Annotated in this window: 17 protein-coding genes, 1 pseudogene and 1 CRISPR repeat array; of the genes and pseudogenes, 12 read left to right on the forward strand and 6 right to left on the reverse strand. The window is 74.6% G+C overall.

The features are described 5' to 3' along the window. Positions 1-166 precede the first annotated feature (166 nt). Positions 167-2,794, reverse strand: coding sequence for a bifunctional FO biosynthesis protein CofGH (locus D7M15_RS11335; RefSeq protein WP_121517400.1), 2,628 nt, complete (start codon positions 2,792-2,794; stop codon positions 167-169). 147 nt (positions 2,795-2,941) lie between these two features. Further along, on the reverse strand, positions 2,942-3,421 hold the full coding sequence (locus tag D7M15_RS11340) for a nitroreductase family deazaflavin-dependent oxidoreductase (RefSeq protein ID WP_121517401.1): 480 nt from the start codon (positions 3,419-3,421) through the stop codon (positions 2,942-2,944). Positions 3,422-3,778: 357 nt separating this feature from the next. On the opposite strand from D7M15_RS11340, the gene D7M15_RS11345 reads away from it, so the two are divergent. The 3 genes from D7M15_RS11345 to D7M15_RS11355 all read left to right on the forward strand — a co-directional run bounded on the left by D7M15_RS11345 (position 3,779) and on the right by D7M15_RS11355 (position 6,860). Beyond that, positions 3,779-5,335, forward strand: a complete 1,557-nt coding sequence (locus tag D7M15_RS11345; protein ID WP_121517402.1) for a CehA/McbA family metallohydrolase — start codon at positions 3,779-3,781, stop codon at positions 5,333-5,335. Positions 5,336-5,481: 146 nt separating this feature from the next. Next, positions 5,482-6,120, forward strand: coding sequence for a dihydrofolate reductase family protein (locus D7M15_RS11350; RefSeq protein WP_121520607.1), 639 nt, complete (start codon positions 5,482-5,484; stop codon positions 6,118-6,120). 176 nt (positions 6,121-6,296) lie between these two features. Continuing rightward, positions 6,297-6,860 (forward strand): EF-hand domain-containing protein, encoded by a 564-nt coding sequence (locus D7M15_RS11355; RefSeq protein WP_121517403.1) that lies wholly within the window; start codon positions 6,297-6,299, stop codon positions 6,858-6,860. Between the two features lie 208 nt (positions 6,861-7,068). Further along, a CRISPR array of direct repeats spans positions 7,069-7,707; the repeat unit is 28 nt; unit sequence GGTCCATCCCCGCGTGCGCGGGGAGCAG. 330 nt (positions 7,708-8,037) lie between these two features. Here the strand turns inward: D7M15_RS11355 and D7M15_RS11360 are convergent. Next, positions 8,038-8,771: pseudogene (locus D7M15_RS11360) on the reverse strand (alpha/beta hydrolase). A gap of 443 nt (positions 8,772-9,214) precedes the next feature. Then, positions 9,215-10,696 carry a cytochrome P450 gene (locus D7M15_RS11365; RefSeq protein ID WP_121517404.1) on the reverse strand — a complete coding sequence of 494 codons (1,482 nt, stop codon included), beginning with the start codon at positions 10,694-10,696 and terminating at the stop codon, positions 9,215-9,217. A 176-nt stretch (positions 10,697-10,872) separates the two neighbouring features. On the opposite strand from D7M15_RS11365, the gene D7M15_RS11370 reads away from it, so the two are divergent. From D7M15_RS11370 to D7M15_RS11405, 9 genes are all read left to right on the forward strand, one after another. Continuing rightward, positions 10,873-12,480, forward strand: coding sequence for an ATP-binding protein (locus D7M15_RS11370; RefSeq protein ID WP_206337350.1), 1,608 nt, complete (start codon positions 10,873-10,875; stop codon positions 12,478-12,480). Further along, positions 12,477-12,902, forward strand: coding sequence for a roadblock/LC7 domain-containing protein (locus D7M15_RS11375; protein ID WP_121517405.1), 426 nt, complete (start codon positions 12,477-12,479; stop codon positions 12,900-12,902). Before D7M15_RS11370 ends, D7M15_RS11375 begins: the two co-directional genes overlap by 4 nt. Then, on the forward strand, positions 12,899-13,330 hold the full coding sequence (locus tag D7M15_RS11380) for a DUF742 domain-containing protein (RefSeq protein WP_121517406.1): 432 nt from the start codon (positions 12,899-12,901) through the stop codon (positions 13,328-13,330). Before D7M15_RS11375 ends, D7M15_RS11380 begins: the two co-directional genes overlap by 4 nt. Continuing rightward, entirely contained in the window at positions 13,302-13,943 is a 642-nt protein-coding gene (locus D7M15_RS11385; RefSeq protein ID WP_121517407.1) for an ATP/GTP-binding protein, read from the forward strand. The genes D7M15_RS11380 and D7M15_RS11385 overlap by 29 nt, the downstream gene beginning before the upstream one ends. Beyond that, positions 13,940-15,211 (forward strand): cytochrome P450, encoded by a 1,272-nt coding sequence (locus D7M15_RS11390; RefSeq protein ID WP_121517408.1) that lies wholly within the window; start codon positions 13,940-13,942, stop codon positions 15,209-15,211. The genes D7M15_RS11385 and D7M15_RS11390 overlap by 4 nt, the downstream gene beginning before the upstream one ends. A 377-nt stretch (positions 15,212-15,588) precedes the next feature. Then, the gene (locus D7M15_RS11395) at positions 15,589-18,537 is read left to right on the forward strand and encodes an AfsR/SARP family transcriptional regulator (RefSeq protein WP_121517409.1); all 2,949 of its coding nucleotides are present in this window, start codon (positions 15,589-15,591) and stop codon (positions 18,535-18,537) included. A gap of 439 nt (positions 18,538-18,976) precedes the next feature. Then, the gene (locus D7M15_RS28430; protein WP_165906235.1) at positions 18,977-19,150 is read left to right on the forward strand and encodes a hypothetical protein; all 174 of its coding nucleotides are present in this window, start codon (positions 18,977-18,979) and stop codon (positions 19,148-19,150) included. Between the two features lie 237 nt (positions 19,151-19,387). Beyond that, the gene (locus tag D7M15_RS11400) at positions 19,388-19,573 is read left to right on the forward strand and encodes a hypothetical protein (RefSeq protein ID WP_121517410.1); all 186 of its coding nucleotides are present in this window, start codon (positions 19,388-19,390) and stop codon (positions 19,571-19,573) included. A 525-nt stretch (positions 19,574-20,098) separates the two neighbouring features. Continuing rightward, complete coding sequence (locus tag D7M15_RS11405; RefSeq protein WP_127201737.1) at positions 20,099-21,127, forward strand: hypothetical protein; 1,029 nt, start codon at positions 20,099-20,101, stop codon at positions 21,125-21,127. A gap of 57 nt (positions 21,128-21,184) precedes the next feature. On the opposite strand, the gene D7M15_RS11410 is transcribed toward D7M15_RS11405, so the two are convergent. Continuing rightward, positions 21,185-23,839 (reverse strand): PQQ-binding-like beta-propeller repeat protein, encoded by a 2,655-nt coding sequence (locus D7M15_RS11410; protein WP_206337351.1) that lies wholly within the window; start codon positions 23,837-23,839, stop codon positions 21,185-21,187. Positions 23,840-24,043: 204 nt separating this feature from the next. After that, positions 24,044-24,898, reverse strand: a complete 855-nt coding sequence (locus D7M15_RS11415; protein WP_121517412.1) for a VOC family protein — start codon at positions 24,896-24,898, stop codon at positions 24,044-24,046. Positions 24,899-25,050: the final 152 nt, after the last annotated feature.

Here is a 25,050-nt window from a genome sequence, read left to right on the forward strand (position 1 = left end):
GGACGCCCCGTGATCACGGGCTTCGGCGGGCCCGCGGTCGGCATCCGGCCAGCGCCCCGGCAGGTGCCACGGGGCGCCGCGCCGGGGGCGGTTCGGGATGTCGGCCCCTTCGGCCGGCCGGTGGGGGCGACCGTCGGACTGCCGCGTACGGCGGCGGACCGCGCCCTCAGTCGTCCACCACCGGCAGCAGCTCCGGGAGATGGCCGTCCGAGGCGAGCGCCGCCCGCTGCCGCTCCTCCGGCACCGTGCCGTACGTCGTCGTGCGCGGGCGCGACGGGCGCCCGGCCGCGTCCGCGATGGCGACCAGGTCCCGTACGGAGCGGTACGAGCCGTACGACGAGCCCGCCATCCGGGAGATCGTCTCCTCCATCAACGTGCCGCCCAGGTCGTTGGCGCCGGAACGCAGCATCTCGGCCGCGCCCTCCGCGCCCAGCTTCACCCAGCTGGTCTGGATGTTGGTGATGTGCGGGTGCAGCAGGAGCCGCGCCATCGCCGTGACCGCGCGGTTGTCGCGCGCCGTCGGGCCGGGCCGGGCGATGCCCGCCAGATACACCGGGGCGTTGGTGTGGATGAACGGCAGCGTCACGAACTCCGTGAAGCCGCCCGTCTCCTGCTGGATGCGGGCCAGCAGCCGCAGATGCCCCAGCCAGTGCCGCGGCTGGTCCACGTGCCCGTACATCATCGTGGACGAGGACGGCAGCCCCAGCTCGTGCGCCGTGCTGACCACCTCGACCCAGGTGGCCGCGGGCAGCTTGCCCTTGGTGAGGATCCAGCGCACCTCGTCGTCCAGGATCTCCGCCGCCGTGCCCGGGATGGAGCCGAGCCCGGCCTCCTTCGCGGCGCTCAGCCAGTCCCGTACCGACATGCCGGTGCGCGTCGCGCCGTTGACGACCTCCATCGGGGAGAAGGCGTGCACGTGGATGCCGGGGACGCGCTCGCGCACGGCGCGGGCGATGTCGAAGTACGCCGTGCCCGGCAGGTCCGGGTGGATGCCGCCCTGCATGCACACCTCGACGGCGCCGACGTCCCACGCCTGCGCGGCGCGGGCGGCGACCTGGTCGAGGGAGAGGGTGTACGCGTCGGCGTCCGTACGGCGCTGGGCGAACGCGCAGAAACGGCAGCCCGTGTAGCAGACGTTGGTGAAGTTGATGTTCCGCGTGACGATGTACGTCACCTCGTCGCCCACGGTGTCCCGCCGCACGTCGTCGGCGGTGCGGCACAGCGCGTCCAGCGCGGGGCCGTCCGCGTGCAGCAGGGCCAGCGCCTCCGCGTCGGTGAGGCGCGTCGGGTCGTCGGCGGCGGTGGCGAGCGCGGCGCGCACGTCGGCGTCGACCCGCTCGGGGGCCATGCCGGGGGCGGCGCGCTCGCGCAGGTCGGCCCAGTCGCCGTACACCTCGTCGAAGTCGGCGCGGCGGTCCGCGGTGCGGCCCTCGGTGTCGATGGTGCGGTGCAGGTCCGTACGGCCGCTGCCGCTGCCGCCGTCCGCGCCGAGGCCCTCGTCGGGCTCCTGCCAGGGCCGCCCCACCACGGGCGCGTCCTCGCGGGCGAGTCCGGTGTCCGGCTCCGCGAGCGCGGTGACGTGCGGGAGCAGCCGCGGGTCGAGCCAGGGCTCGCCGCGGCGGACGAACTCCGGGTAGACGCTGAGCCGTTCGCGCAGCGTGAAGCCGGACTCGCGGGTCCGCTCGGTGAGCCGGTCGAGCTGCGGCCAGGGGCGTTCCGGGTTGACGTGGTCGATGGTCAGCGGGGAGATGCCGCCCCAGTCGTCGATGCCCGCGTCGAGGATCATCGCGAACTCGCCGTCGACCAGGTTCGGCGGCGCCTGGATGCGCGCGGACGGGCCGAGGACGAGCCGGGCGACGGCGATCGCCGCGACCAGTTCGGTGAGTTCGGCGTCCGGGATGCCGCGCATCGCCGTGTCGGGCTTCGCGCGGAAGTTCTGCATGATGACTTCCTGGACGCCGTGGTACGCCCGCTGCACCCGGCGCAGCGCGAACAGCGAGTCGGCGCGCTCCTCGTACGTCTCCCCGATGCCGATCAGCAGGCCGCTGGTGAACGGCACGTTGGACCGGCCCGCGTCCTCCAGCACCCGCAGCCGTACGGCCGGTTCCTTGTCCGGCGAACCGTGGTGCGGGCCGCCGGGCTCGCTCCACAGCCGCTCGGCGGTGGTCTCCAGCATCATGCCCATGGACGGCGCCACCGGCTTGAGCCGCTGGAAGTCCGTCCAGCTGAGCACGCCCGGGTTGAGGTGGGGCAGCAGCCCGGTCTCCTCCAGCACCCGGATGGCCATGGCGCGGACGTACGCCAGGGTGTCGTCGTACCCCTCGGCCTCCAGCCACTCCCGCGCCTCGGGCCACCGGTCCTCCGGCTTGTCCCCGAGGGTGAACAGGGCCTCCTTGCAGCCGAGTTCGGCGCCGCGACGGGCGATGTCCAGCACCTCGTCCGGCGACATGAACATCCCGTGCCCGGCGCGGCGCAGCTTGCCGGGCACGGTGACGAACGTGCAGTAGTGGCACTTGTCCCGGCACAGCCGGGTCAGCGGCACGAACACCCCTCGGGAGTACGTGACGACGCCCGGTCGCCCGGCCTCCTCCAGCCCCGCGTCCCGTACCCGCCGCGCCGCCGCCGTCAGCGCCGCGAGGTCGTCGCCGCGCGCCTGGAGCAGCACGGCGGCCTCGGCGACGTCGAGCGCGACACCGTCGCGGGCCCGGCGCAGCGCGCGACGCATGGCGTTCGAGGTGGGCCCGGGGCCGGAATCCGCCGCTTCCGGCCTTCCTGCCTGCGCATTCGTGGTCATCAGTCGAGCGTAGCCCCGGCGGGCCCGGCGAACCGGGGCGCGCACGGCGGGCGTTCGTCACAGCGGCGGCCCGCGCCGTACGCCCCGCCCCGGACGTGCGGGACGGACCGTACGGCTGCCGGGGTCGGGGCCGGGGTGGTGGCCACGTCAGTGCGGCTCGGCGGCCGGTTCGAGGACGAAGACGGGGATCTCGCGCTCCGTCTTCCGCTGGTACGCGTCGTAGTCCGGGAAGGCCGCGACGGCACGCTCCCACCACGCGGCCTTCTCCGCGCCGGTCACCTCGCGCGCCACCATGTCCTGGCGCAGCGGCCCGTCCTGCAACTCGACGCGGGGGTCGGCCAGCACGTTGAAATACCAGACGGGGTGCTTGGGCGCGCCGCCGAGCGAGGCGACCACCGCGTACGCCCCGTCGTGCTCGACGCGCATCAGCGGGGACTTGCGGATCTTGCCGCTCTTCGCGCCCACCGTCGTCAGCACGACCACCGGCAGGTCCCGACGCGCCGCGTCGTCCGGCCCGACCAGGCTCTCCAGCGTCGTCCCGGCCGTGCCGCCGGAGCTCTCGTACAACTCCACCTGGTCCCGGACCAACTGCTGCGTGCTCGGCTCGTACTCACCCTTGAGTGGCATGTCTGTCGCCCGTCTCCCTCGTCTCGGAACACCCCGTCGAACGTGGCGGAAGGAGCCAGCGGTGAACGCCCCTCCCGTACGGAGAACGTCGCGGGCCGCCCGGATCATCCCCGTCACGGACCCGAGTCACCCGTCCGTGGGACGGACCGGTCCGGGCTGACGCGCGCGGCACCGTTCCGGCGGTCGAGCGGGGTCGTCGCCGCAACTCGCGCGCCGCGTGCCGTTCCCCCGCGCGCCATGCGGGAGTACAACCATCAACCATCCGCACCGCGCGTACCGCGTACCCGTACCCGCGTACCCGTCTGACCCCGGTCCGACCCCGGTCCGACCCCGGTCCGACCCCAGGAGGCCCACGGCATGAACCGGCGCACCGCACTGAAGCTGTCCGCCGCCACGGGAGCGGCGGGCGTGCTCACGCTCGACACCGTGGCCTTCGCGAGCCCGCCGGAGGACGGCGCCGCGGGCGGCGACCCCGGGGGCGGGGACCGTACGGGCAGTACCCGCACCGTGCGCGGCCATCTGCCCACAGGGGCGCCGGACTACGTGTACCTGCCGGTGGAAGTCCCCCGGGGAGTGCGGGAGTTCGCCGTCTCCTACACGTACGACAAACCCGACGTCCCCGCCGGCACCCCCGGCAACGCCCTGGACATCGGCGTGTTCGACGAACGCGGCACCCGCCTCGGCGGCCCCGGCTTCCGCGGCTGGTCCGGCGGCTTCCGTACGGAGTTCGCCCTCAGCGCCGCCGCGGCCACGCCGGGCTACCTGCCGGGTCCCGTACGGCGCGGCACCTGGCACGTCGTCCTCGGCCCGTACACCGTCGCGCCCCAGGGCATGGACTACGAGGTGACGATCACCCTCCGCTTCGGCCCGGAGGAGGCGACGGCGCCGCCGGTGTACCCGCCGGAACGCGTGCACGGGCGCGGCCCCGGCTGGTACCGCGGGGACTGCCACCTGCACACCGTGTACTCCGACGGGCAACGCACGCCCGCGGAGGTCGCCGCCGCCGCGCGGGACGCCGGGTTGGACTTCATCGTCAGCACGGAGCACAACACCACGTCCGCGCACAGCGCCTGGGACGGGCTGTGGGGACGCGGCGACGGCACAGGCCGCGAACTCCTCGTCCTGTGCGGCGAGGAGATCACCACCCGCAACGGCCACTACCTGGCGCTGGGCACCGACCCCGGCACGTTCGTCGACTGGCGCTACCGCGCGCGCGACGACGCGTACGCGCGCTTCGCCCGCCGCGTGCACAACGCCGACGGGCTCGTGGTGCCCGCCCACCCGAACTGCCCCTTCGTCGGCTGCCAGTGGAAGTTCGGCTACGAACACGCCGACGCCGTCGAGGTCTGGAACGGCCCCTGGACACCCGACGACGAACTCGCCCTCGGCGCCTGGGACAACGCCCTCGTCTCCGGCGACGACTGGCTGCCCGCCACGGGCAGCAGCGACGCGCACCGCGAGGGCCAGGACGTCGGCCTCCCGCACACCGTGGTGCACGCGGCGGAGCTGTCCCGGCGGGCCGTGCTGGAGGGCGTACGGAAGGGGCGCAGCTACCTCGCGGAGTCCTCCCGCGTCTCCCTGGCGCTGACCGCCACCGGACCGCGCGGCGAGCACGCGGGCATCGGTGAGCGGCTCCGCGCGACGGCACCGGACGCGGAGGTGACCGTACGCCTCGACGTCACGGGCGCCCCCGCGCGCGCGGCGGTGCGACTCCTCACCGACCAGGGCGAACTCCACGCGGAGCAGCTGCCGTCGGGGGCGGGGGCGGTCACCTGGCGTACGACGGTGTCCCTGGCGGCGTACGTACGCGCGGAGGTACGTCACCCGGTCGCGGACGGCGACACCTCCGGGCTGCCGGGGGCGATGTCCGCCATGACGAACCCCCTGTGGCTGACGGGGCCCGACGGGCGATGACTTTCCGTTCCACCGACCGTCCGCACCTGTGAAGCCCTCCCTCCGCGGAGTCGACGCGTCCGCGCGCGCGGAGGCCGAAAACGGTGCGCCGGGGGGCGTACGGACCGTGTGGGACGGGACAGTGGAGCGTCGTGGAGGAGCAGGTCATGGGCAACGTCATCGTGGACATCTCGATGTCCCTGGACGGCTACGTCACGGGGCCGCGCCCCGGTGTGCGCAACGGGCTCGGCGACGGCGGCGAGCGCCTGCACGACTGGGCACTCGGCCGCCGTACGGAGGGCGACCAGGCCGTACTCGACGCCACGACGGAGGCCACGGGCGCGGTGGTCATGGGACGCCGCACCTTCGACGTCGTGGACGGCCCGGACGGCTGGAACGACGACATGGGGTACGGCGGCGAGCGGGACCAGTCGGCGGCGCCCCCGGTGTTCGTCCTGACGTCCTCGCAGCCGCCGACCGTACGACTCGCGTCCCTTTTCACGATCTGCACGGAGGGCACCGAGAACGCCCTCCGCAGGGCACGCGCGGCGGCGGGCGACAGATCCGTGGTGATCATGGGCGGCGCGGACGTGGCCCGCCGCTGCCTCGACGCCGGACTGGTGGACGAGGTACGCCTCCACCTGGCACCGGTGGTACTGGGCGGCGGGACGCCGTTGTTCGGCCGTACGGGCACGGAGCCGCCCGTCGCGCTGGAGCAGACGGACGTACGGGCCACGCCGTACGCCACGCACCTCACGTACCGCGTGCTGGGACGGGACCGGGGCCGGGGCCGCAGCCGGGCCTGAGCGGGGAGCGTGGCGCGGGAGCGGCGGGTGAGGCGGGCACGGGGGCGCGTACGGCGCGGGGGCGCGCGGGAACGGCTCGCGACATCGCGGGCGCGGGGCCGCGCGAACCCGGGCGCCGTTCCGCGCGCGCGGAACACGGAAAGCCTCTCCTCAGTCCTTGAGCGAGGAGAACCGTGATGGCCAGTGAGTTCCAGCGGAACAAGATCCAGGCGATGTTCCAGACGTTCGACACGGACGGCGACGGCCGCCTGGACGAGGCCGACTTCGACGCCCTCGCGGCCCGCTGGCGCGAACTGCCCCGCGTGGCGGCGGAACCCGAACTGGCCGCGCGCGTGGACACCGTCGTCCTGGGCTGGTGGCGAGACCTCTCCGCCGCCGCCGACACGAACGGCGACGGCAACGTCGACCTGGACGAGATCCTCGCCATGGTCGACCGCCTGCCCGACATGCGCGACGCGGTCACCGCCACCGCCGACGCCCTCTTCGACGCGGTCGACGAGAACGCCGACCACCGCATCTCCCGCGCCGAGCACCAGCGGCTCGTCGACACCTGGCACGGCCGGAGCACGGCGACGGGCGACGTCTTCACCCACCTCGACCAGGACGGCGACGGCCACCTGTCGCGGCCCGAGTTCGCCACGCTGTGGACCCAGTTCTGGATCAGCGACGACCCGGCCGACCCGGGCAACCTCACCTGCGGCCCCCTCCCCGCCACCCCGAGGCCCCCGGACCCCGCGTAGCGGGGGCCCGGCCGTTCCGGCTCAACGACCCCACCCGCGCGGAACGTCGCCGCACACCCGCGTGCGGGGGAGCAGATGCCCGTCTCTCGCACCTCGCGCTGCCATCGGGGTCCATCCCCGCGTGCGCGGGGAGCAGAGCAGGGCTGGGAGATCGGGACCGAGCTCTTGGGGTCCATCCCCGCGTGCGCGGGGAGCAGAACGAGATCGCGGGTCCATCCCCGCGTGCGCGGGGAGCAGAGGTCGACGCGCACGCCTGGACGATCGCCTCGTGGTCCATCCCCGCGTGCGCGGGGAGCAGCGCGGCGCGTCCGCCCTCGGCCCGCATGGCGAGGGTCCATCCCCGCGTGCGCGGGGAGCAGGGGTACGGGCACACCGTGGAGTAGGTGATCGGAGGTCCATCCCCGCGTGCGCGGGGAGCAGACTGGAGAGCAGCACCATCAGGTCGGCGTCGAGGGTCCATCCCCGCGTGCGCGGGGAGCAGTGTCTTGGGCGTCACGCCGAACCGTTCGGCCAGGGTCCATCCCCGCGTGCGCGGGGAGCAGTACGGGCCAGCAAGGGGGCTTCATGTCAGTGCGGGTCCATCCCCGCGTGCGCGGGGAGCAGAGTGGGCAGCTACCGGCCATCGCGCGCCCCACGGGTCCATCCCCGCGTGCGCGGGGAGCAGAGCCGCCGCCACTCCTGCATCCGCTCGGCCCCGGGTCCATCCCCGCGTGCGCGGGGAGCAGCCCGCGTCGGCCGCTGCGATCACGCCTCGGTAGGGTCCATCCCCGCGTGCGCGGGGAGCAGTCGGTGGCTCCGGCCGCCGAGGGCCAGCCGTTGGGTCCATCCCCGCGTGCGCGGGGAGCAGTCTTGCTGACCTGGGCGTTTATCCGGCGGAGAAGCCCGTTTGAGCAACTATTGGAGATTCGGACATTTCGACCCTCGGTAAGCGTCACGCCAACTGATGGGGCTACGCGGCGAGTTCACCGTCGATGCGACCGCACCCCGTACCTACTCAGTCACGCGCCCGAGCGTAGTCGTTCACGTCCGCACCAGGCCCGGAAACGCAGCAGCGTCGGGCCCCTGCCGAGAGTCCGGCAGGGGCCCACGGTGGCCGCGCGATGGCTGATCGGGCCAACTCTGAGTCGTAAGTCAGCCGAGATCAGCCGTCGTCGGCCGCCGACCCGCTGTCAGCGGCCTACTTCAGGTGCCGGTTGAAGAACTGCGCTGCCGCGGCCCCCTCGAACTCCGGAACACCGGTATGCCCACCCATGTTGGCGTGGAGCGTCTTCTCCGGTGAACCAAAAGCGTCGAACAGGTCCAACGACGCCTGGCGGTCGTTCCCTTCGTCGTCCCACTGCAACAGGACGTGCAGCGGAATGGTGACTCGGCGGGCTTCCTCGTACAGCACTGCGGGTACGAGGCTCCCTGCGAACAAGACGGCGGCCGAGACCCGTGGTTCGGCCAATGCCAGGCGGATGCCGACGGAGATGATTCCCCCGAGTAGCCCACCGGGCCACCGATCCCGGGAAGCGAGAGAAGGGCGTCGATGGCGCCCCGCCACTCAGGAACGGCCCTTTCCACCAACGGGAGGACAAGGGCGTCGACAATCTCGCCACTGACCGGTTCGCCAGCCTCCATCACACGACGCAGGTCGGCGCGGGCCTGCTCGACAGCAGGCCAACGGGGTCGGTCGCCACAGCCGGGAAGTTCGATCGTGGCGGTGGCGAAGCCGTCCGCCGCCGCGTGCAGAGCCCGCCCCACCAGGCGGGGGTACATCCGACGCAACCCGAGGGGAGGGTGGCCGAGAAGGATCAACGGAGCCGGTACGGATGCCGGTGTCGGCGTCCACAGAATGCCGGGAATGCCGTCGAGGGTGAATTCGCGTTCGAGGACGCCGTCATCGAGGCGTTGCTCAGAAGTGAACTGCATGGTCGTGCCTTTCGGGAGTGCGCTGAACGGCGCTCCCGGGCGACCTGCCTATCGCCCGACCGTGACCCCGGAGGGGAGCACCCATGTCGATACTGCGTTCACGGGTACCACCTCCTGCATCTGTCGCACGGTCGCTGGAAACGTAGCAGCGGTCGCTCTCTTCCGCCCAACGAATTTCCAGCCGAGCCCGCAGCCGGACGCCACGAGGCTGCTGTAGAGGCTCAGTTGGTCCGGCTACCGCACCAACCGCGCACTGCAAACCGTGAAGCCCCGCGTGCGCGGGGAGCAGGCGTCCATGCGGCGAGCCCACGCCGGTCGATCGGGTCCATCCCCGCGTGCGCGGGGAGCAGGCCGCACCGGCTTCCTGCCACTGCGCGAGCGCGTTTGGAGCGGGTGCGGCCGGGCTGATCCGCCGCTCAGCAGACGTTCCTTTCGCCCCGGGCTCAGGCGCGGGTCGGGGAGAGGCGGACGGGGGCCGGGCCCTTGGGTTGGAGGGTGATGCCCGCCGAGACCGGTACGTACGGGGTGTCGCCCGCCGGGTGGAGTTCGTACGCGCGGAGGAGCACCGACAGGGCGAGCACCGACTCCAGCATGGAGAAGTGCTGGCCGATGCAGGCGCGGGGGCCGCCGCCGAAGGGGAACCAGGCGTAGCGGTGGCGGGCCGCCTCCCGTTCCGGGGTGAAGCGGTCGGGGTCGAAGCGCTCCGGGTCGTCCCACAGGTCGGGGTGGCGGTGGGTGACCCACGGGGAGACGACCACGTTGGCGCCGGCGGGCAGGACGTACCCGTCGACCTCGCACGCCTCGACCGCCCGGCGGCCGATGACCGGTGCCGCCGGGTACAGCCGCATGGCCTCCTGGAGACAGCGGGTCAGGTACGGCAGCCGCGTCATGTCGGCGGCGGTGGGCAGGCGTTCGCCCAGGACGCGGTCGATCTCCGCGCGCGCGGCGCGCTGGTGCTCCGGGTGGTGGGCGAGCAGGTGCAGGGTGAACGCGAGGGAGGTGGCGGTCGTTTCGTGGCCCGCGACGAGGAAGATCAGTACCTGGTCGCGGAGTTCGTCGGCGTCGAGCGGGCGGTCCTCGTCGCTGCGGGCGCGCGCGAGCAGGTCGAGCAGGTCGTCCGTACCTCCCGCGCCCCCACCCGTATCCGTGCCCTCACCCGTGTCCGCGCCGCCCGTACGACCCGCGCCCGCGCCGCCCCCGGTGCCGGTGCGGCCCGCCGCCAGTCGTCCCGCGATGACGCGGTCGCACACCGCGTACACCTGCCGGATCGCCTCCCCCGCGCGGCGGTTGGCGGGGGTGGGCCAGTCGCGTGGCGGCTTCAGGGGCGTGTACGCGCGGTGCAGTACGTAGTCGCTGATGGTGGGGAAGCAGCGGTCGGTGACGTCGACCGCCTCCTCCAGGTCCGTGCCGAAGAGGATGCGGGTGACGGTGCGCAGGGCGAGCCGGTTCATGTCCGCCACCAGGTCGGTCACCGCGCCCCCGCCGCTCCCCCCGCTCCCGCCGTCCGCCGCGAGCGCGCGCCAGCGTGCCACGGCCAGTTCGGCCTCGGCGGCGACCGCGCCACCGTAGCCGTCGACACGGCGGCGGGTGAACAGGGGCTGTACGAGGCGGCGTTGACGCCGGTAGTCGGCGTCCTGGGCGGTGAGCAGACCGTTGCCGAAGGACTCGCGGATCTCGGCGTAGAACGGGTTGTCCTTGCGGAAGTTGGCCGCGTCCGTGGCGAGCACCTGCTGTGCGCCCGCCGCGGAGAACACGCCGTGCACGACGGTGCGCAGGCCCGGTGGCCCGGCCCGGAAGCGTACGACGTCGCCGTGCGCGGCGCGGGCGTGCAGGAAGGCGTTGAGCGAGTCCCGCTGGAGGTCGAGCATCGAGCCCACGACGGGGAGTCCGGTGGGGCCCGGAATGTCGGTGCCGGTAACGGTCATACGGCCATTCTGCCCACGACGCGACACACGCAGGGGGCTCCCCAGGGTGTGATGAGGCGCCCGCTGCGGCAACATGTGTGAAGTGCCGCGCCAGCGGAGGCGGGTGTGACCCGTGTGGCGAGCGTTGCGTGGCGAGAGATCGCCGTGCCCACAATCCAGTTGACCCGAGGACTCCGATGACCGACATACCGGTGGCCCTGACGGTGCTCACATCCGTGGGAACGATCGCCGCCGTGGCGATGGCGCCCGTACTGGCCCGTACGCGGGGGCGGTTGCGGGCGTACGGGCAACGGGCGGCCACCGCCGAGACGGACCTCGGGAACGTCACCCAGCACCGCGACGAGCTGGAGGCCCGACTCCGCACCACCGAGGCCGAGTTGCGCCACCTCGCCGGTGCGCGCCTCCCCGACCTGGCGACGTCGCTGTCACACCCGCACATGCCCGTACGGGGTCCCGCCGACGAGCGGGTCACCGGCACCGAGTTGGACCGCGCGCTGACGGAGGTGCTGGATCAGGTCGCCGACGCCGTCGGCAAGGAGCGGCTGCGGATCGACGCGGCGGCGCAGAGCGCGTTGCGCGGCACGGCGACGACGATCCAGGCGCTGCTCTACCAACTCCAGTCGCTGCTCCAGGAGATGCAGGAGCGGTACGACGAACCGGCGCTCGCGCAGGACCTGTTGGCCGCCGACTTCCTCAACGAGCAGGCCCTCCGCCGTATCCAGACCTCCGCCGTCCTCTGCGGCGCCTGGCCGGGGCTGACGCGGCAGGACTCGCACCTCACGGACATCGTGCTCGGCGCGATGTCCCGGCTCCAGGGCTACGAGCGCGTCCAGGTCACCAACCAGCTGCGTGGCCCGGCCGGTGTGGTGGCCCGCGCGGTCGAACCGGTGGCGGTGGCGCTCACCGAACTCATCGCGAACGCCCTCCACCACTCCCGCCCCGACCTGCCCGTGACCGTCACCGTGCAGCAGGGCAGCACCGGCGCGTCGGTGATCGTCGACGACGCGGGCGTCGGCATGCACGAGGACGAGGTGCAGCGCGCACAGCGGCTGATGTCGGGTCAGGAACCGGTGCTGCTGACGGAGTTGGGCGATCCCGTACGGTCCGGGTTCGCGGCGATCGGGCAGCTCGTACGGCAGTACGGCTTCAGCGTGCACGTGGAGACGTCGCCGTACGGGGGCGTACGGGCCGTACTGCACGTGCCGGGTGAGCCGCTGCTGACCATGCTGGACGAGGACGCGTACCCGCGGTCGCCCATGGCGCCGCTGCCGACGCCCCAACCGGTGCCGCCCGCCGAACCGGCGACGCCCGCGGGTCCGGCGGCACAGGAGGCGACGGGCCGGGAGACGGCGGCCCAAGAGGCACCGGGCCAGGAGGAGTTGCCGCGTCGGCGCCGCCGCAGACCGGCACGGCAGACCCCGGCACCGGCCCCGCAGGCGCCGCACCCGTACCCCCACCCCCGCCCGGTGAACGACGACACCGTGACCCTCCGCGCCGCGGACATCGCCGCCGAGGCCGAACGGTGGTCGCGCGGGGCGGCGTCGGCGCCGCCGCCTCCGGAGATCGAGGCGGAGGCCGAGCGGAGCGCCGCCCGGTGGGGCGACTTCCAGCGCGGCACCACGTCCGGCCGCGCCGCCTCGACCGGTGACACGGGCGAGTACCCGCTCCCGCCGCACCCCGGCCCCGGCCCCGCCACGGACGGTCCGAGCGCCGCGAACGGCCCGACCGCCGCCCCCACAACCCCCGACCCCGACCCCGCCAGCGAAGGGAACCCCACCGTATGACCCATCCCGCCCGGCGCCCGGTGCACGAGGACATGTCCTGGGTGCTCGGTCCGCTCCTCGAACTCCCGCACGTGGTGCACGCCGCCGTGATCTCCGGTGACGGCCTCATCCAGGGCCGCTCGCCCGGCCTGGAGCGGGAGCCCGCCGAGGGGGTGGCCGCGATGATGTCGGCGCTCCAGGGCGCGGCCCGTACGACCACGGCGGCGTTCTCCGGCGCGGAGGACGTACGGCTGCGGCAGACCGTCGTCGAGTCCGACCGCGGCTGGGTCTTCGCCATCCCCGCGGGTGAGAACACCTGCCTCGCCGTCTTCGCCGCCCACGACGTCAACATGCGGGTCGTCACGCACCAGATGCAGGTGCAGGTCGCCACGCTCGGCGCGAAGGCGATGAGCAGCCCGCCCCGCGACGACGTACCGGCATGACCGGCGCGAGCGGACGCCCCCGGCCCGGTCGGCGTCTCGTACCGGCGTACCTCGCCGCGTACGGCCGCGCCGGACCGGCCCGCACCCTGGACCGGCTGTCGCTGCTGCACCTGGCCGCGACGCCCGACGGCCCCCCGCGCCCCGGCGCCACCGGTCCCGCCACCGCCCCGGCCGTGGCCCCTCCGTCCGCCGCCGCGCTCCGCCCGGAGGAGCGGCGGCTGCTCGAAGTCCTGCGGCCGGGCGCCCTGCCGCTCGCCGAGGCCGCGGTGCATCTGCGGCTCCCCCTCAGCGTGGTACGGGTGTTGGTGGCCGGTCTGGTGGACGCCGGACACCTCCACGCCCGCCCGCCCGTGCCCCGACACCTCATGCCCGAACGCGAGATACTGGAGAAGGTTCTCGATGGACTCCGCACTCTCAAGTCCTGCTAGCGGCCCCGCCGGCGGTCATCTGGCCGACATGGACCAGACGTTGGTGAAGCTGCTCGTGGCGGGCCCGTTCGGAGTCGGCAAGACGACCTTCATCCGTACGTTGTCCGAGATCGCCCCCTTACACACCGAGGAGGTCATGACGCGCGGCGGCGCCCTGGTGGACGACCTGGCGGGGCTGCGCGAGAAGTCCACGACGACGGTCGCGATCGACTTCGGCCGCCGTACGCTCCCGGGGGACGTGGTGCTGTACCTCTTCGGGGCGCCCGGCCAGCGGCGGTTCCAGCCGCTGTGGCAGGACATCGCGCGGGGCGCGCTCGGCGCGCTGGTGCTGGTGGACACGCGGCGGTTGGACGACTCGTTCGAGGTGATGGACCTGGTCGAGGAGGCCGGGCTGCGGTACGCGGTCGCCGTCAACCCGTTCCCCGGCGCGCCCTCGCACAGCACCGAGAAGCTGCGCGACCACCTGGACCTGCACCCGGACACGCCGCTGGTGCACTGCGACGCGCGGGAACGGGAGCAGGCGACGGACGCGCTGATAGCGCTCGTGGAGCACGTGCTCGCGCACACGCCGGAGCGCGGCGCGCACACGCCGCCGTCCGGGGAGCCCGTATGACCTCCCCCTCCGCGGCGTTCCCGGTCGCGGACGCGGAGACGGCGGCCCGAACCGCCCTGTACGGGCCGGAGTTCGCGGCCGACCCGTACCGCGTGTACGAGGGGCTGCGCGCGTACGGCCCGGTCGCACCCGTGGAGATCGCCCCGGGCGTCGGCGCCCTGCTCGTCACCGACCACCGCGCGGCGCTGGACCTGCTGCGCGACCCGGAGACCTGGTCGAAGGACCCCCGGCGGTGGCAGGAGACCGTGCCCGCCGACGCGCCCGTACTGCCCGCGCTGGGCTGGCGGCCCGACGCGCTCGCCAACGACGGTACGGCGCACCGCCGTTACCGCCGCGTCGTCACCGACAGCTTCGCGCTGGTGCCGCCGCACGAACTGCGCGAGCACACGCGGCAGGTGGCCGAGCAGCTGATCGCGCGCTTCGCCGGGAACGGGCGGGCCGACCTGGTCGCCGAGTACGCGAGCAGGCTGCCCGTGCTCCTCCTCAACCGCCTGCTCGGCGCGCCCGAGGAGCAGAGCGACCGGCTGGCCGCCGCGTTCAGCGGGATGCTCGCCGCCGCGACGGCGGAGGAGTCGGTGGCGGCGAAGGCGCTGTTCTTCGGTTACGTCGACGAGTTGATCGCGCTGGGCGGGCTGCGCGGCGGGCCCGACCTGACGTCGCGGTTCGTGGACCATCCCGCGCGGCTGACGCACGAGGAGTTGCAGGCGCAGATCGTGCTGACGGTGACGATGGGGCACACCGCGACCGCCAACCTCATCGGGAACGCCCTCGCCCGCATGCTGTCCGACGACCGCTACTACGGCAGCCTGTCGGGCGGCGGCCTCACCGCGCGCGACGCGCTGCACGACGTGCTGCACAACGACCCGCCGCTGGCCAACCTCTCCCCGCACTTCGCGCGGCACGACACCGACCTGCACGGCACGCCGGTACGGGCGGGGCAGCTCGTCCTCGTGTCGTACGCCGCCGCCAACACCCAGCGCGGGCGCACCCGTCCGGGCGAGTCCGGGGGCGCGGGCGGTTCCGGTGGCGGCGCGCACCTGGCGTGGGCGGCCGGGCCGCACGCGTGTCCGGTGCAGAACCCGGCGCTGCTCGTGGCGACCACCGCCATCGAACGGCTCACCGCCTGGTTGTCGGACATCGAACTGACCGTGCCGCACCCCGAACTGGCCTGGCGGCAGGGCCCGTTCCACCGCGCGCTGGTCGAACTGCCCGCGCGCTTCTCCCCGATCACGCCCGCGGAGGCCGGGGTCCCGCGCCCGTTCGGCTGAGGCGCGGGGGGTCGGCGTCCGGAGCGTCGGTGCGTGGGACGCCTGCGTACGGGTGCACGGGCCGACCGGTCACGCGCGCCCCACCCGTACGCCCCCGTGCACCCGTACGCCGCCCGTCGCCTTCCGCCTCCCGCGCCCCGTACGCCACGCCCGCCGGACGTACGCGGCCCCGGCGCCGGGCCGGGGCACCGCGGGCCCCAAGTCGCTCACGGGGAAAGCGTTTTCGCCAGAAGGGCGGATCTCGGTCACCGGAGGCGCGGAAGCGGCGCATCCAGGCCGGAACGCGGCGGATGAGGCCGGTACCGTGCTGACGCGGGCAGCCCCGACAGGGCAGACTGGCCGCTGCGGAAGCGGAGCGCACGACGGCAGGGGGCACCATGGGCGCCGAGGGCCATACGGGACGCGACACCGGGCAGCGGTCGGAGCTGCGGTTCACGGTGCTCGGGCCCGTCCGGGCATGGCGTGGTGAGAGCGCTCTCCAGACCGGCTCGCCACAGCAACGGGCCCTGCTGGCCGCCCTGTTGCTGCGCGGCGGCCGTACGGCGACCGCCGAGGAGCTGATCGACGGCCTGTGGGGTGAGGAGCCGCCGGAGCAGGCCAAGGCCACGCTGCGCACGTACGCGTCCCGCATCCGGAAGGCCCTGGCGCCGGACTCGGACCTGCTGGTCAGCGAGTCCGGCGGGTACGCGACGCGCACCCACGCCTACGGCGCCGTCCTCGACGTGGACGTCGCCACCACCCTCGCCAACGACGCCGACAAGTGCGCCGCCGCGGGCGACCGCTGCCGCGCGCGCGAGCTGTACGACGCGGCGCTGGCCCAGTGGGACGGCGAGCCGCTGGCGCACCTGCCCGGCCCGTACGCGGAGGCGCAGCGCGCCCGGCTCGTCGAGTGGCGGCTGGGGCTCCAGGAGCACCGGCTCGACCTGGACCTCCAGGTCGGCTGCCACGCCGAGGCCGTGTCGGAGCTGACGGCGCTGACCGCCGCGCACCCGCTGCGCGAACGGCTGCGCGAGCTGCTGATGCTGGCGCTCTACCGCAGCGGGCGGCAGGCGGAGGCGCTGGCCGTGTACGCGGACACCCGGCGGCTGCTGGCCGAGGAACTGGGCGTCGACCCCCGGCCCGAACTGGCCGAGCTGCAACGGCGCATCCTCGACGCGGACGCCGGACTGGCCCTCGTCTCGGCCAAGTCGGCGCGTACCGACACCGAGGACGCCGTACGTCCCGCCCAACTTCCGGCCACCGTGGCCGACTTCACCGGCCGTACGGACTTCGTCGCGGAGCTGAGCGAGCAACTGGCCGCCGCCGAGGGCACGGTGATGGCGGTGTCGGCGGTCGCGGGTATCGGCGGCGTCGGCAAGACGACGCTGGCGGTGCACGTCGCGCACGCCGCGGCCCGGCACTTCCCGGACGGCCAGCTGTACGTCGACCTCCAGGGCGCGGGCCGCAGCGTCGCGGAGCCGGAGGCGGTCCTCGGCGCGTTCCTGCGGGCCCTGGGCACGCCGGACACGTCGATCCCGGACGGGGTGGAGGAGCGCGCCGCGATGTACCGTTCGCGGCTCGCCGGGCGCCGCGTGCTGACCCTCCTCGACAACGCCCGCGACGCCGCGCAGGTACGCCCGCTGCTGCCCGGTACGGCGGGCTGCGCGGCGCTCGTCACCAGCCGCGCCCGGATGGTCGACCTGGCGGGCGCGCACCTCGTGGACCTCGACGTGATGAGCCCCGACGAGGCCCTGACCCTCTTCACCCGCATCGTCGGTGAGGAGCGGGTCGCCACCGAACGGCAGGCCGCGCGGGACGTCGTGGCCGCCTGCGGCTTCCTGCCGCTGGCCCTGCGGATCGCCGCGGCGCGGCTGGCGGCACGGCGCACCTGGACCGTCTCGATCCTCGCCAGCAAGCTCGCGGACGAGCGACGTCGCCTCGACGAACTCCAGGCGGGCGACCAGGCCGTGAAGGCCACCTTCGAGCTGGGCTACAGCCAGCTCGACGCCGAACAGGCCCGTGCCTTCCGGCTGTTGGGTCTCGCCGAGGGCCCGGACCTGTCCCTGCACGCCGCCGCCGCGATGCTCGACCGCGACCCGGAGCGCGCCGAGGACCTGCTCGAATCCCTCGTCGACACCTCGCTGCTGGAGTCCGCCGCGCCCGGCCGCTACCGCTTCCACGACCTCGTACGGCTCTACGCGCGCACCTGCGCGGAGCGCGACGAGTTCCCGCCGTCCGAACGGGACGCGGCGCTGGCCCGGTTGCTGGACTACTACCTGGCGACGGCCACCGCCGTGCACAGACTCGACCGGCCGGGCGAACGGATGGTGGACCACCTGGAGGACACCGGCGTCCAACGCGGCCTGGCGTTCACCGAGTTGGCCGCCGCCACCAGCTGGCTGTTCACGGAGTCCGGCTGCTTCCTCGCGTGCGCCCGGCAGTTGGCCGCGGGCCCGACGCTGCGCCGTGCGGTGGACCTGCTGCTCGTCACCAGCGACCTGGCCGAGGCGGGCGTCAACATCCGGCAGTACGAACTGGTGGCAAGCGAACTCCAGAACGCCGCCCATGAGTTGGGCGACGCGCACGCCGAGGCGCGCGCCCGCGCGGTGCTCGCGCTGATCTGCCTCACGACTGGCAGCTTCGAGCGCGCGGACCAGGAGGCCAGCCGGGCCGGGCTGCTGGGGCAGGCGGCGGGCGACCCGATCTCGTACTCGTACGCGCTCAACGACCGTTCCATCGCCGCCAACTACCTGGGGCGGCACGCGGAGGCCGAGGAGTACGTCACCCAGGCCCTCGTCACCTTCCGCGAGACCGGCAACCGGCCCTCCGAGGCCAGCGCCCTGTGCAACCTCTCCCGCGCCCGCATGGCGCTGGGCCGCACCACCAGCGCGATCGAACTCGCCCACCAGGGCGTGGCGATCTACGCCGACATGGGCCTCACCCTCCGCCTCGCCAACGGGCGTTACACACTCGGCGTCGCGCTCGTGAACTCGGGCCGGGTCGCGGAGGGGCTGGGGCAGCTGAACGAGGCGCTGGCCATCTTCCACGAGAGCCGGCAGAGCCTCTGGGAGGGCGTCACCCACTTCCGTATCGCGGAGGCGCACCTGGCGGACCGGCGCCCCGCGCAGTGCGCCGCCCACGCCGAACAGGCCCTCGCCCTGCACGGGATCGGCGGCGAGTGGCGGCGCGGCACCGTGCTGCTGTGCCTCGGCAAGGCCCTGGACTCGCTGGGCCAGTCGGACCGTGCGCGCGCCTGCTGGCGGGAGGCGCTGGCCATCTTCGAGCGGCACGGGTCGGTGGAGGCCGCGGACGTACGGGAGTTGCTGGCGCCGTCGGTGGCCGCGTAACGGTCGAGGAGGCACGGCGGAGGGTCGTACCGGGTCGGCCGGGCGGCCCTCTCCGGTGTTCCCGGCCGGACGCGTCTCGGGCACGACCCGGGCACGGCCTGGCCCCGTACGGGCGGGTGGTGGCCCTTCGTTGCCCGACTCCCTTGCGCACGGCGGGAGTTGGGGCGGGCGTCGGCCCAGGTCGGCGGCGCTGTCGCAGAACGGAGACGGCCCGGGGACGGCGCGGCGACGGACTCAGGACGGAACGCCAACGATACGTTCATCGATCGTTTATCGCCCTCCGGCATTCTCTTACCCATCGAGCCGTCGCCTCGGGGGGCAGGCGGATCGATGGGGGAAGGTCGTTGTCCCGTACGGGTCCGCGGCCCTGAAGCGCCCGTCCGGCGGCCCACGGGGGAGCCGCTGGGCGGGCCCTGCCACCGATCAAGGAGCAGTGAGCATGAGCACGCAGCAGAACACCGTGACCGACATCGAAGAGGCCGCCGAGAAGAAGCGCAAGAAGGCGCGCGAGGCGGACGGGATCAGCACGCAGGGGGACCACCACGGCTCCAGCGAGCCCGCGAACCTGGGCGCGCAGGGGGACCACCACGGTTCCAGCGAGCCCGCCAACTAGACCACAGCGCACGGGGGGCAGGCGGCCCGGCATCGGCGGCGTAGAGGGGGTGCCGCCGGTGCCGGGCCGCACTGTGTCCGGGGCGGGGCGTTCACGTCAGGGTGTGTCCAAAAGAGGAAACTGTCCGGATTCCATCACTAAGCGGATATCTGGCGGGCACAGACTGTCATAGACGCCCTTCACCGGTCCGGTGGCCGGACCGCACGGGTGCCCTCGCCCCAGCCACAAGGAGTTGTTGTGACCGCCGCAAAGAAGTTCCTCGCCCTCGCCGCCGCCACGGTCGGCGTCCTCGCCGCCACCGCCGGTCCGGCGCTCGCGCACACGCCGCAGGGCCCGCACATATCCGACCGGCAGGCGCAGGTCACCACGCTGGACCACCACGGCGCCGGTGAACCCGCCCAGGGTGACCACCACGGCGCCTGAGCCCCGCGCGCGGCCCCGGGGACCGGCCCGGCCCTCGGGGCCCGGCCCCACCACCGCGCCCCGCCGTCCGTCGGCCACCCCACCTCCGTACGCCCACGCCGTACGCGCACCCGTGCCCGTACGCACCGACTCCGTACGCGCCCGCCCGCGCGCGGGAGCGCGGAGGGTGACGGAGTGCGGAGGGTGACCACGGCCCCGCCCGTTTCCGGCCACGCCACGCGCCACGCGCGCGGGGCGTGCCGACGGGGGCGTACGGACGTGGGCGTACGCGCCCGGAGGCTCGGGGTACGCCGACTCCGGTTCCGCCCGCCGCGGGCGCGGCATGCCGCGCAACTGACGAAGTGTCCCCGAGGGTGGATCCGGCCGCTCCGGCAGAGGCCCTGACACGGCGGGAGGGTCGACCGCCGGATGCCCGCGCCGGGCCCCGCCCGGCGGTCGCGGTGGCGGGGTCGTGGGGGCGGGCGTAGCGTCGGGGACGGACGACGCACGGTGCGCACCCGTACGGGAAGCGAGGCGACGCCGGTGATGACCAGGAGAAACGTACTCGGCTCCCTGCTCGCCCTGCTGGGCGCGGCGCTCGCGGTGTGGAGCCCCTTCCTCGACTGGTACGGCGGCCGGGAAGGCCGTGACTTCCGCGTCGGGGAGCTGTTCACGTCGGACGGTGTGTCCGGCGTCGACGCGACACTGCTGCGCGGGCTGTTCCTGCCGATGGCGGTCGCCGCCGTCGTCGCGCTCGTGGGCGTGCTGCTGCGGTCGATCCTGCTGCTCGGCCTGGCCGGGCTCGCGGTGCTGGCCTTCACCGTGCTGTGGATGGTGCGCCAGGGGCAGGCCGCGGGCAGCATCGCCGTCGGTGAGGGGCCGAGCCTCGGGGCGGGTGTCGCGCTGGCCTTCTGCGGCGGACTGGTGCTGCTGGGCGGCGCGTTGGGCGTACGCGGCCGCCGCAGGCGGCGGGGCCGCCACCGCGTCGCGGACGACAACGGCTCCGGCGTGCGCGAGGGGCGTACGGCGCGGGGCGTACGGGGTCCCGCCGGGGTGACGGCGGGCACGGAGGCGGCGCGCGGCGCCGGGGAGCGTACGGAGAGTGCGCCGGTGACGGCGCCGTACCCCGAGGCGCGCGGACCGGCGGAGGGCGCGGACGTACGGGAGGCGGGGGCGGGTACGGGCGCGGGCCCGCGACGTGACGCGCCTCCCCCGGCGGCCGACAGAACCGACGCGGAGGGTCCGGCCGCCACGGAGCACGTGGTCGAGCCCGGCGACGGCGTCGGGTTCCGGGACGACACGGCGGCGGCGACCACGGAACCGGAGCGGGAGGCGGAGCCCGAACCGGAGCCGGAAGCGGAACGGGAGCCCCAGCCCGCCGCGGGCGGCACCCGGCTCCGCGCGGCCGAAGCCGCCGAGCCGGACGAGCCGGACGAGCCGGACGGACAGGCCGACGACGCAGGCGCGTACCCCGCCGGGGAGGACGACGACCGGGGCGGCCGGAGGGAGACCCTCCCCCGGCGCCTGCTGCACCGCATGCACCGCGGCCACCACGACCACCGCGACGCGGCCTGAAGCCGCCGCCACCCACCTCAAGCCGCCGCCACCGGGCCCGCGCCGGGCCCGGTGGGGTCAGCCCTGGCGGGACTGGCCGGTGCCCTTGGCCGCGTCCAGGGCGTACACGCAGCGGTCCTTGCTGCACGCGTAGACCACGCCGCCGACGGCCACCGGCGAACCGGTGATCTCCCCGCCCGTGGCGAGCTTCCAGCGGAGCTGGCCGCCGACCGCGTCCAGGGTGTAGAGGCAGTGGTCGGCGGAACCGAAGTGGACGCGGCCCGCGGCCACGACCGGAGCGCCGATCACGTCCCCGCCCGCCGCGAAGCGCCAACGCGGGGTGCCGCTGACGGCGTCCAGCGTGTACAGCGCGCCGCCGCTGCCCAGGTGCACCAGCCCGTCGGCGACGACCACGGACTCCGTGGAGTGCCGCGACTCCGTCGCGATGCGCCACCGGTCGTGGCCGGTCGTGGCGTCCAGGGCGTAGACGGTGCCGAGGTAGTCCGCGAGGTACACGCCGCCGCCCGCGACCGCCGGGCCGGGGACGAAGGTGGGGGCGCAGAGGTACGCGGCGGGCGCGTCGAACCGCCAGCGCTCCGCGCCGCTCGCCACGTCCAGCGCGAACACGCGGGAGCCCGCGCAGACGTACACCGCGCCGTCCCCCGCGACGGTGAGCCGTACGGGAACGCCGCCGGTCGCGGACGAGTCGCCCACCGGGTACGCCCAGCGTTCCGCGCCGGTGCGCGCCTCCATCGCGTAGAGGCGGCCGTCGCCCCAGGCGTAGACGGTGCCGTCGTGGATGACGGGGCCCGCCTCCGGGGTCTCGAAGTCGGCCTGCGCGCCGGTGAGTTCCCACAGCTGTTCGCCGGTGGCGGCCTCCCACGCCTGGACGCCGCCGCCGCGGGTGCCGGTGACGACGGTGCCGCGGTCGACCTTCAGGGAGTAGACCCAGCCCTCAGTGCCCAGGCGCCAGCGCTCGGCGCCGTCGGAGGCGTCCAGCGCGTACAGGCTGGGCCCGTCCGAGGCGTGCACGCGGCCCCCGGACACCGCCATGGACCAGGCGACCTCGCGGGTCTTGAACTGCCGCCGCCCGGTGGCCACGTCCAGCGCGTGCACCTCGAACGACGTGACGTACAGCAGCTCGTCGGCGACCACCGGGGTGCCCCACACGTCGTTCGACATGCGGAAGCGCCACGGCCGCCAGCGCGCCGGGGCGACCCCGTCCGCCGCCGCGGCCGTCTGCGGCGGCGGCAGCGGCTGGGCGGGGGCGGCGTGCGCCGGGGCGGACGGCGGGCCGTGCGGCGCGGTGGCGCCGCCGGGCGGGCGCACCCAGCCGGTGGCGGGCCCGGCCTCGGAGTCGCGCACGTCGTCGGTACGGCGCGGGCCGGGGCCGATGGGCACCTGCGCGTTGGGCAGCCGTACGGGGGTGCCGTCGGGTCCGGGCACGCTCGGCGGTACGACGGGGGGCGAGGCCACGGAGGCCGCCGCGGCGCCGGAGCCGTACGCCCCGGCGTTCGAGCCGAGCGCCGCCGGGCCGCCGGGCCCGGCCGGGAAGCTCGGCGCGTGGGGGCCGCCGGGACCGTACGCGCCGCGGGGCGCGGGCGCGTCGGCCCGCCAGGCGGAGTCCCAGTCGGTGCCGCCGGGCGGGCTCGCGTGCCCGGCGGGCGCGTACGGGGCGTGCTCCGGCGGCGCGTGGCCGGGGCCGTGCCCCCCGGGGGGCGACGGGGGCCTGGACGGCACCGGCGGCATCGCCGCCAGGTCCGGACCGGCGGGGCCCGCGTGGCGGGGCCCGGATCCGTGGCCGCCGGAGGGGTCCGCGGCGCGCGCACGGGGCGCGCGGGCGCCGCGCTTGCGCTCGATCAGCGCGACCGCGCCGCCCGGCAGCCAGGCCGAGGCGGTGCCGCTGTCGTCGCCGCCGGAGGAGAAGAGGTGCGGGGCCAGCTGCGTCTGGAGGTCGGCTGGGCTGGGCCGCTCGTCGGCCGTCATGCGCATGCAGGACTCGATGAGCGGGCGCAGCTCCTCCGGCATGCCCTCCGTGTCGGGCCCCTCGCGCAGCAGCATGAAGACGGTCTCGACGGGGTTGGCGCCGTGGAACGGCGCGTGCCCGGTGGCGGCGAAGACGAGGGTGGAGGCGAGCGAGAAGATGTCGCTCGCCCCGGTGACGCTGCGGGAGTCGCGGGCCTGCTCGGGCGACATGTACGCGGGGGTGCCGACGGCGACGTTGGTCATCGTCAGCCGGGTGTTGGAGACGCCGGAGGCGATGCCGAAGTCGATGACCCGCGGGCCGTCCTCCACGACGAGCACGTTGGACGGCTTCAGGTCGCGGTGCACCAGACCGGCGCCGTGGATGGAGTGCAGCGCCTCCGCGATGCCCGCCGCCAGCCAGCGCACCGCCTGCACGGGCAGCGGCCCGCACTCGTTGACTATCTCCTCCAACGAGGGGGCCGGTACGTACGCGGTCGCCAGCCACGGCACGGCGGCGCGCGGGTCGGCGTCGACCACGGCCGCGGTGTAGAAGCCGCTGACCGCGCGGGCGGCCTCGACCTCGCGGGTGAAGCGCACGCGGAACAGCTGGTCCTCGGCGAGCTCGGTCCGGACCGTCTTGATCGCCACCCGGCGTCCGGACGCCGAGCGTGCGAGATACACCAGCCCCATGCCGCCGGCGCCGAGACGGCCGAGCACCTCGAACGGCCCGATCCGGCGCGGATCGTGCTGCGTCAGCTGCTCCACCACTTGCCTGCCACCTCCCCGTAGGGGCGTCCTGGTCGTACCCGCCCCGTGCAGCTTCTCACTGCCGTACCGGACCCCGGGGTCCGAGGCCGATTCTTCCTGGCAAAGCCGACGGTTGCGAACCCGGGGGGCGGCCCGGCCGTGTCGCGTCCACGCGCCGGCAGCGCACAAACAGGCGGAAAACAGGCGTACCCCTCCGCTCCGCCGTCAGGCGGCGTCGTCGGGAGCGCCCGTGTCCTCCGTGGTGAGGACGGCGAAAGTCGCGCCCTGGTTGTCCACCAGCAGCGCGTTCCGCCCGTACGGGGAGTCCTCGGGGCCGCGCAGCGTACGGCCGCCCAGCCGCTCCGCCGTACGGACCGCCTCGTCGCAGTCCCGTACGGCGAAGTACGTGCGGAAGTGGGCGGGCATCTCGGCCGGGTAGCGGTCGTCGAGGAGGCAGCGGCCGCCGATGGCGTGCTCCTCGTCGACCAGCTCGTTGCGGGGTGTCCACATCAGGTAGTCCTCGCCCAGGACGGCCGACAGGTCCGTGCCGCCGAAGCCGAACACCGAGGCGTAGAAGGCGTCGGCGGCCTCGGCGTCCCGGGTGAAGACCTCCGCCCAGGCGTACGCCCCCGGCTCGCCCCGTGCCTCGAAGCCGTCGTGCAGGCCGGGCTGCCACAGCTGGAAGACGGCGCCGCCCGGGTCGGCGGCGACCGCGGTGACCCCGGCGTCACCGAGCGCGAACGGCTCCGTCATGACCTGCCCGCCCGCGGCCCGTACGCGTCCCACCGCCGCGGTGACGTCCTCGGTCGCGAGGTGGAGCAGCCACTCCGTGGGCATCCGGCCGTCCGGCTTGGCGAGGAGCCCGGCGACGGGGCGGCCGTCGAGGAGGGCCACCGTGTAGCCGTGGCGGTCGGCGCCCGCGTCGGCGCGTACGTCGGCGCGTACGTCGGCGGCGTCGGTCTCGGGGCGGGGCTCGACGAAGGTCCAGCCGAACAGCTCGCCGTAGAAGCGTCTGCCCGCCGCCGCGTCGGGCAGCATGGCGACGACCCAGCAGGGTGCGCCCTCGGGGCTTCCAGCCATCCTCGACCACCTCCGGTCGTGCTGTCGTGACCGCGCTCGGTGAGCAACGTGGTCCAGGGGAAAAGCGCCGAACAACCGCACGCTAACCGGCTGGACCGACAACCGCAGGAGCGCGCGCACCCGTTTGCCGTCGCCAGATCGCGCGCCGATCA

This window comes from Streptomyces sp. Z26 (assembly GCF_003665095.1).
Taxonomy (GTDB): Bacteria; Actinomycetota; Actinomycetes; order Streptomycetales; family Streptomycetaceae; genus Streptomyces; species Streptomyces phytohabitans.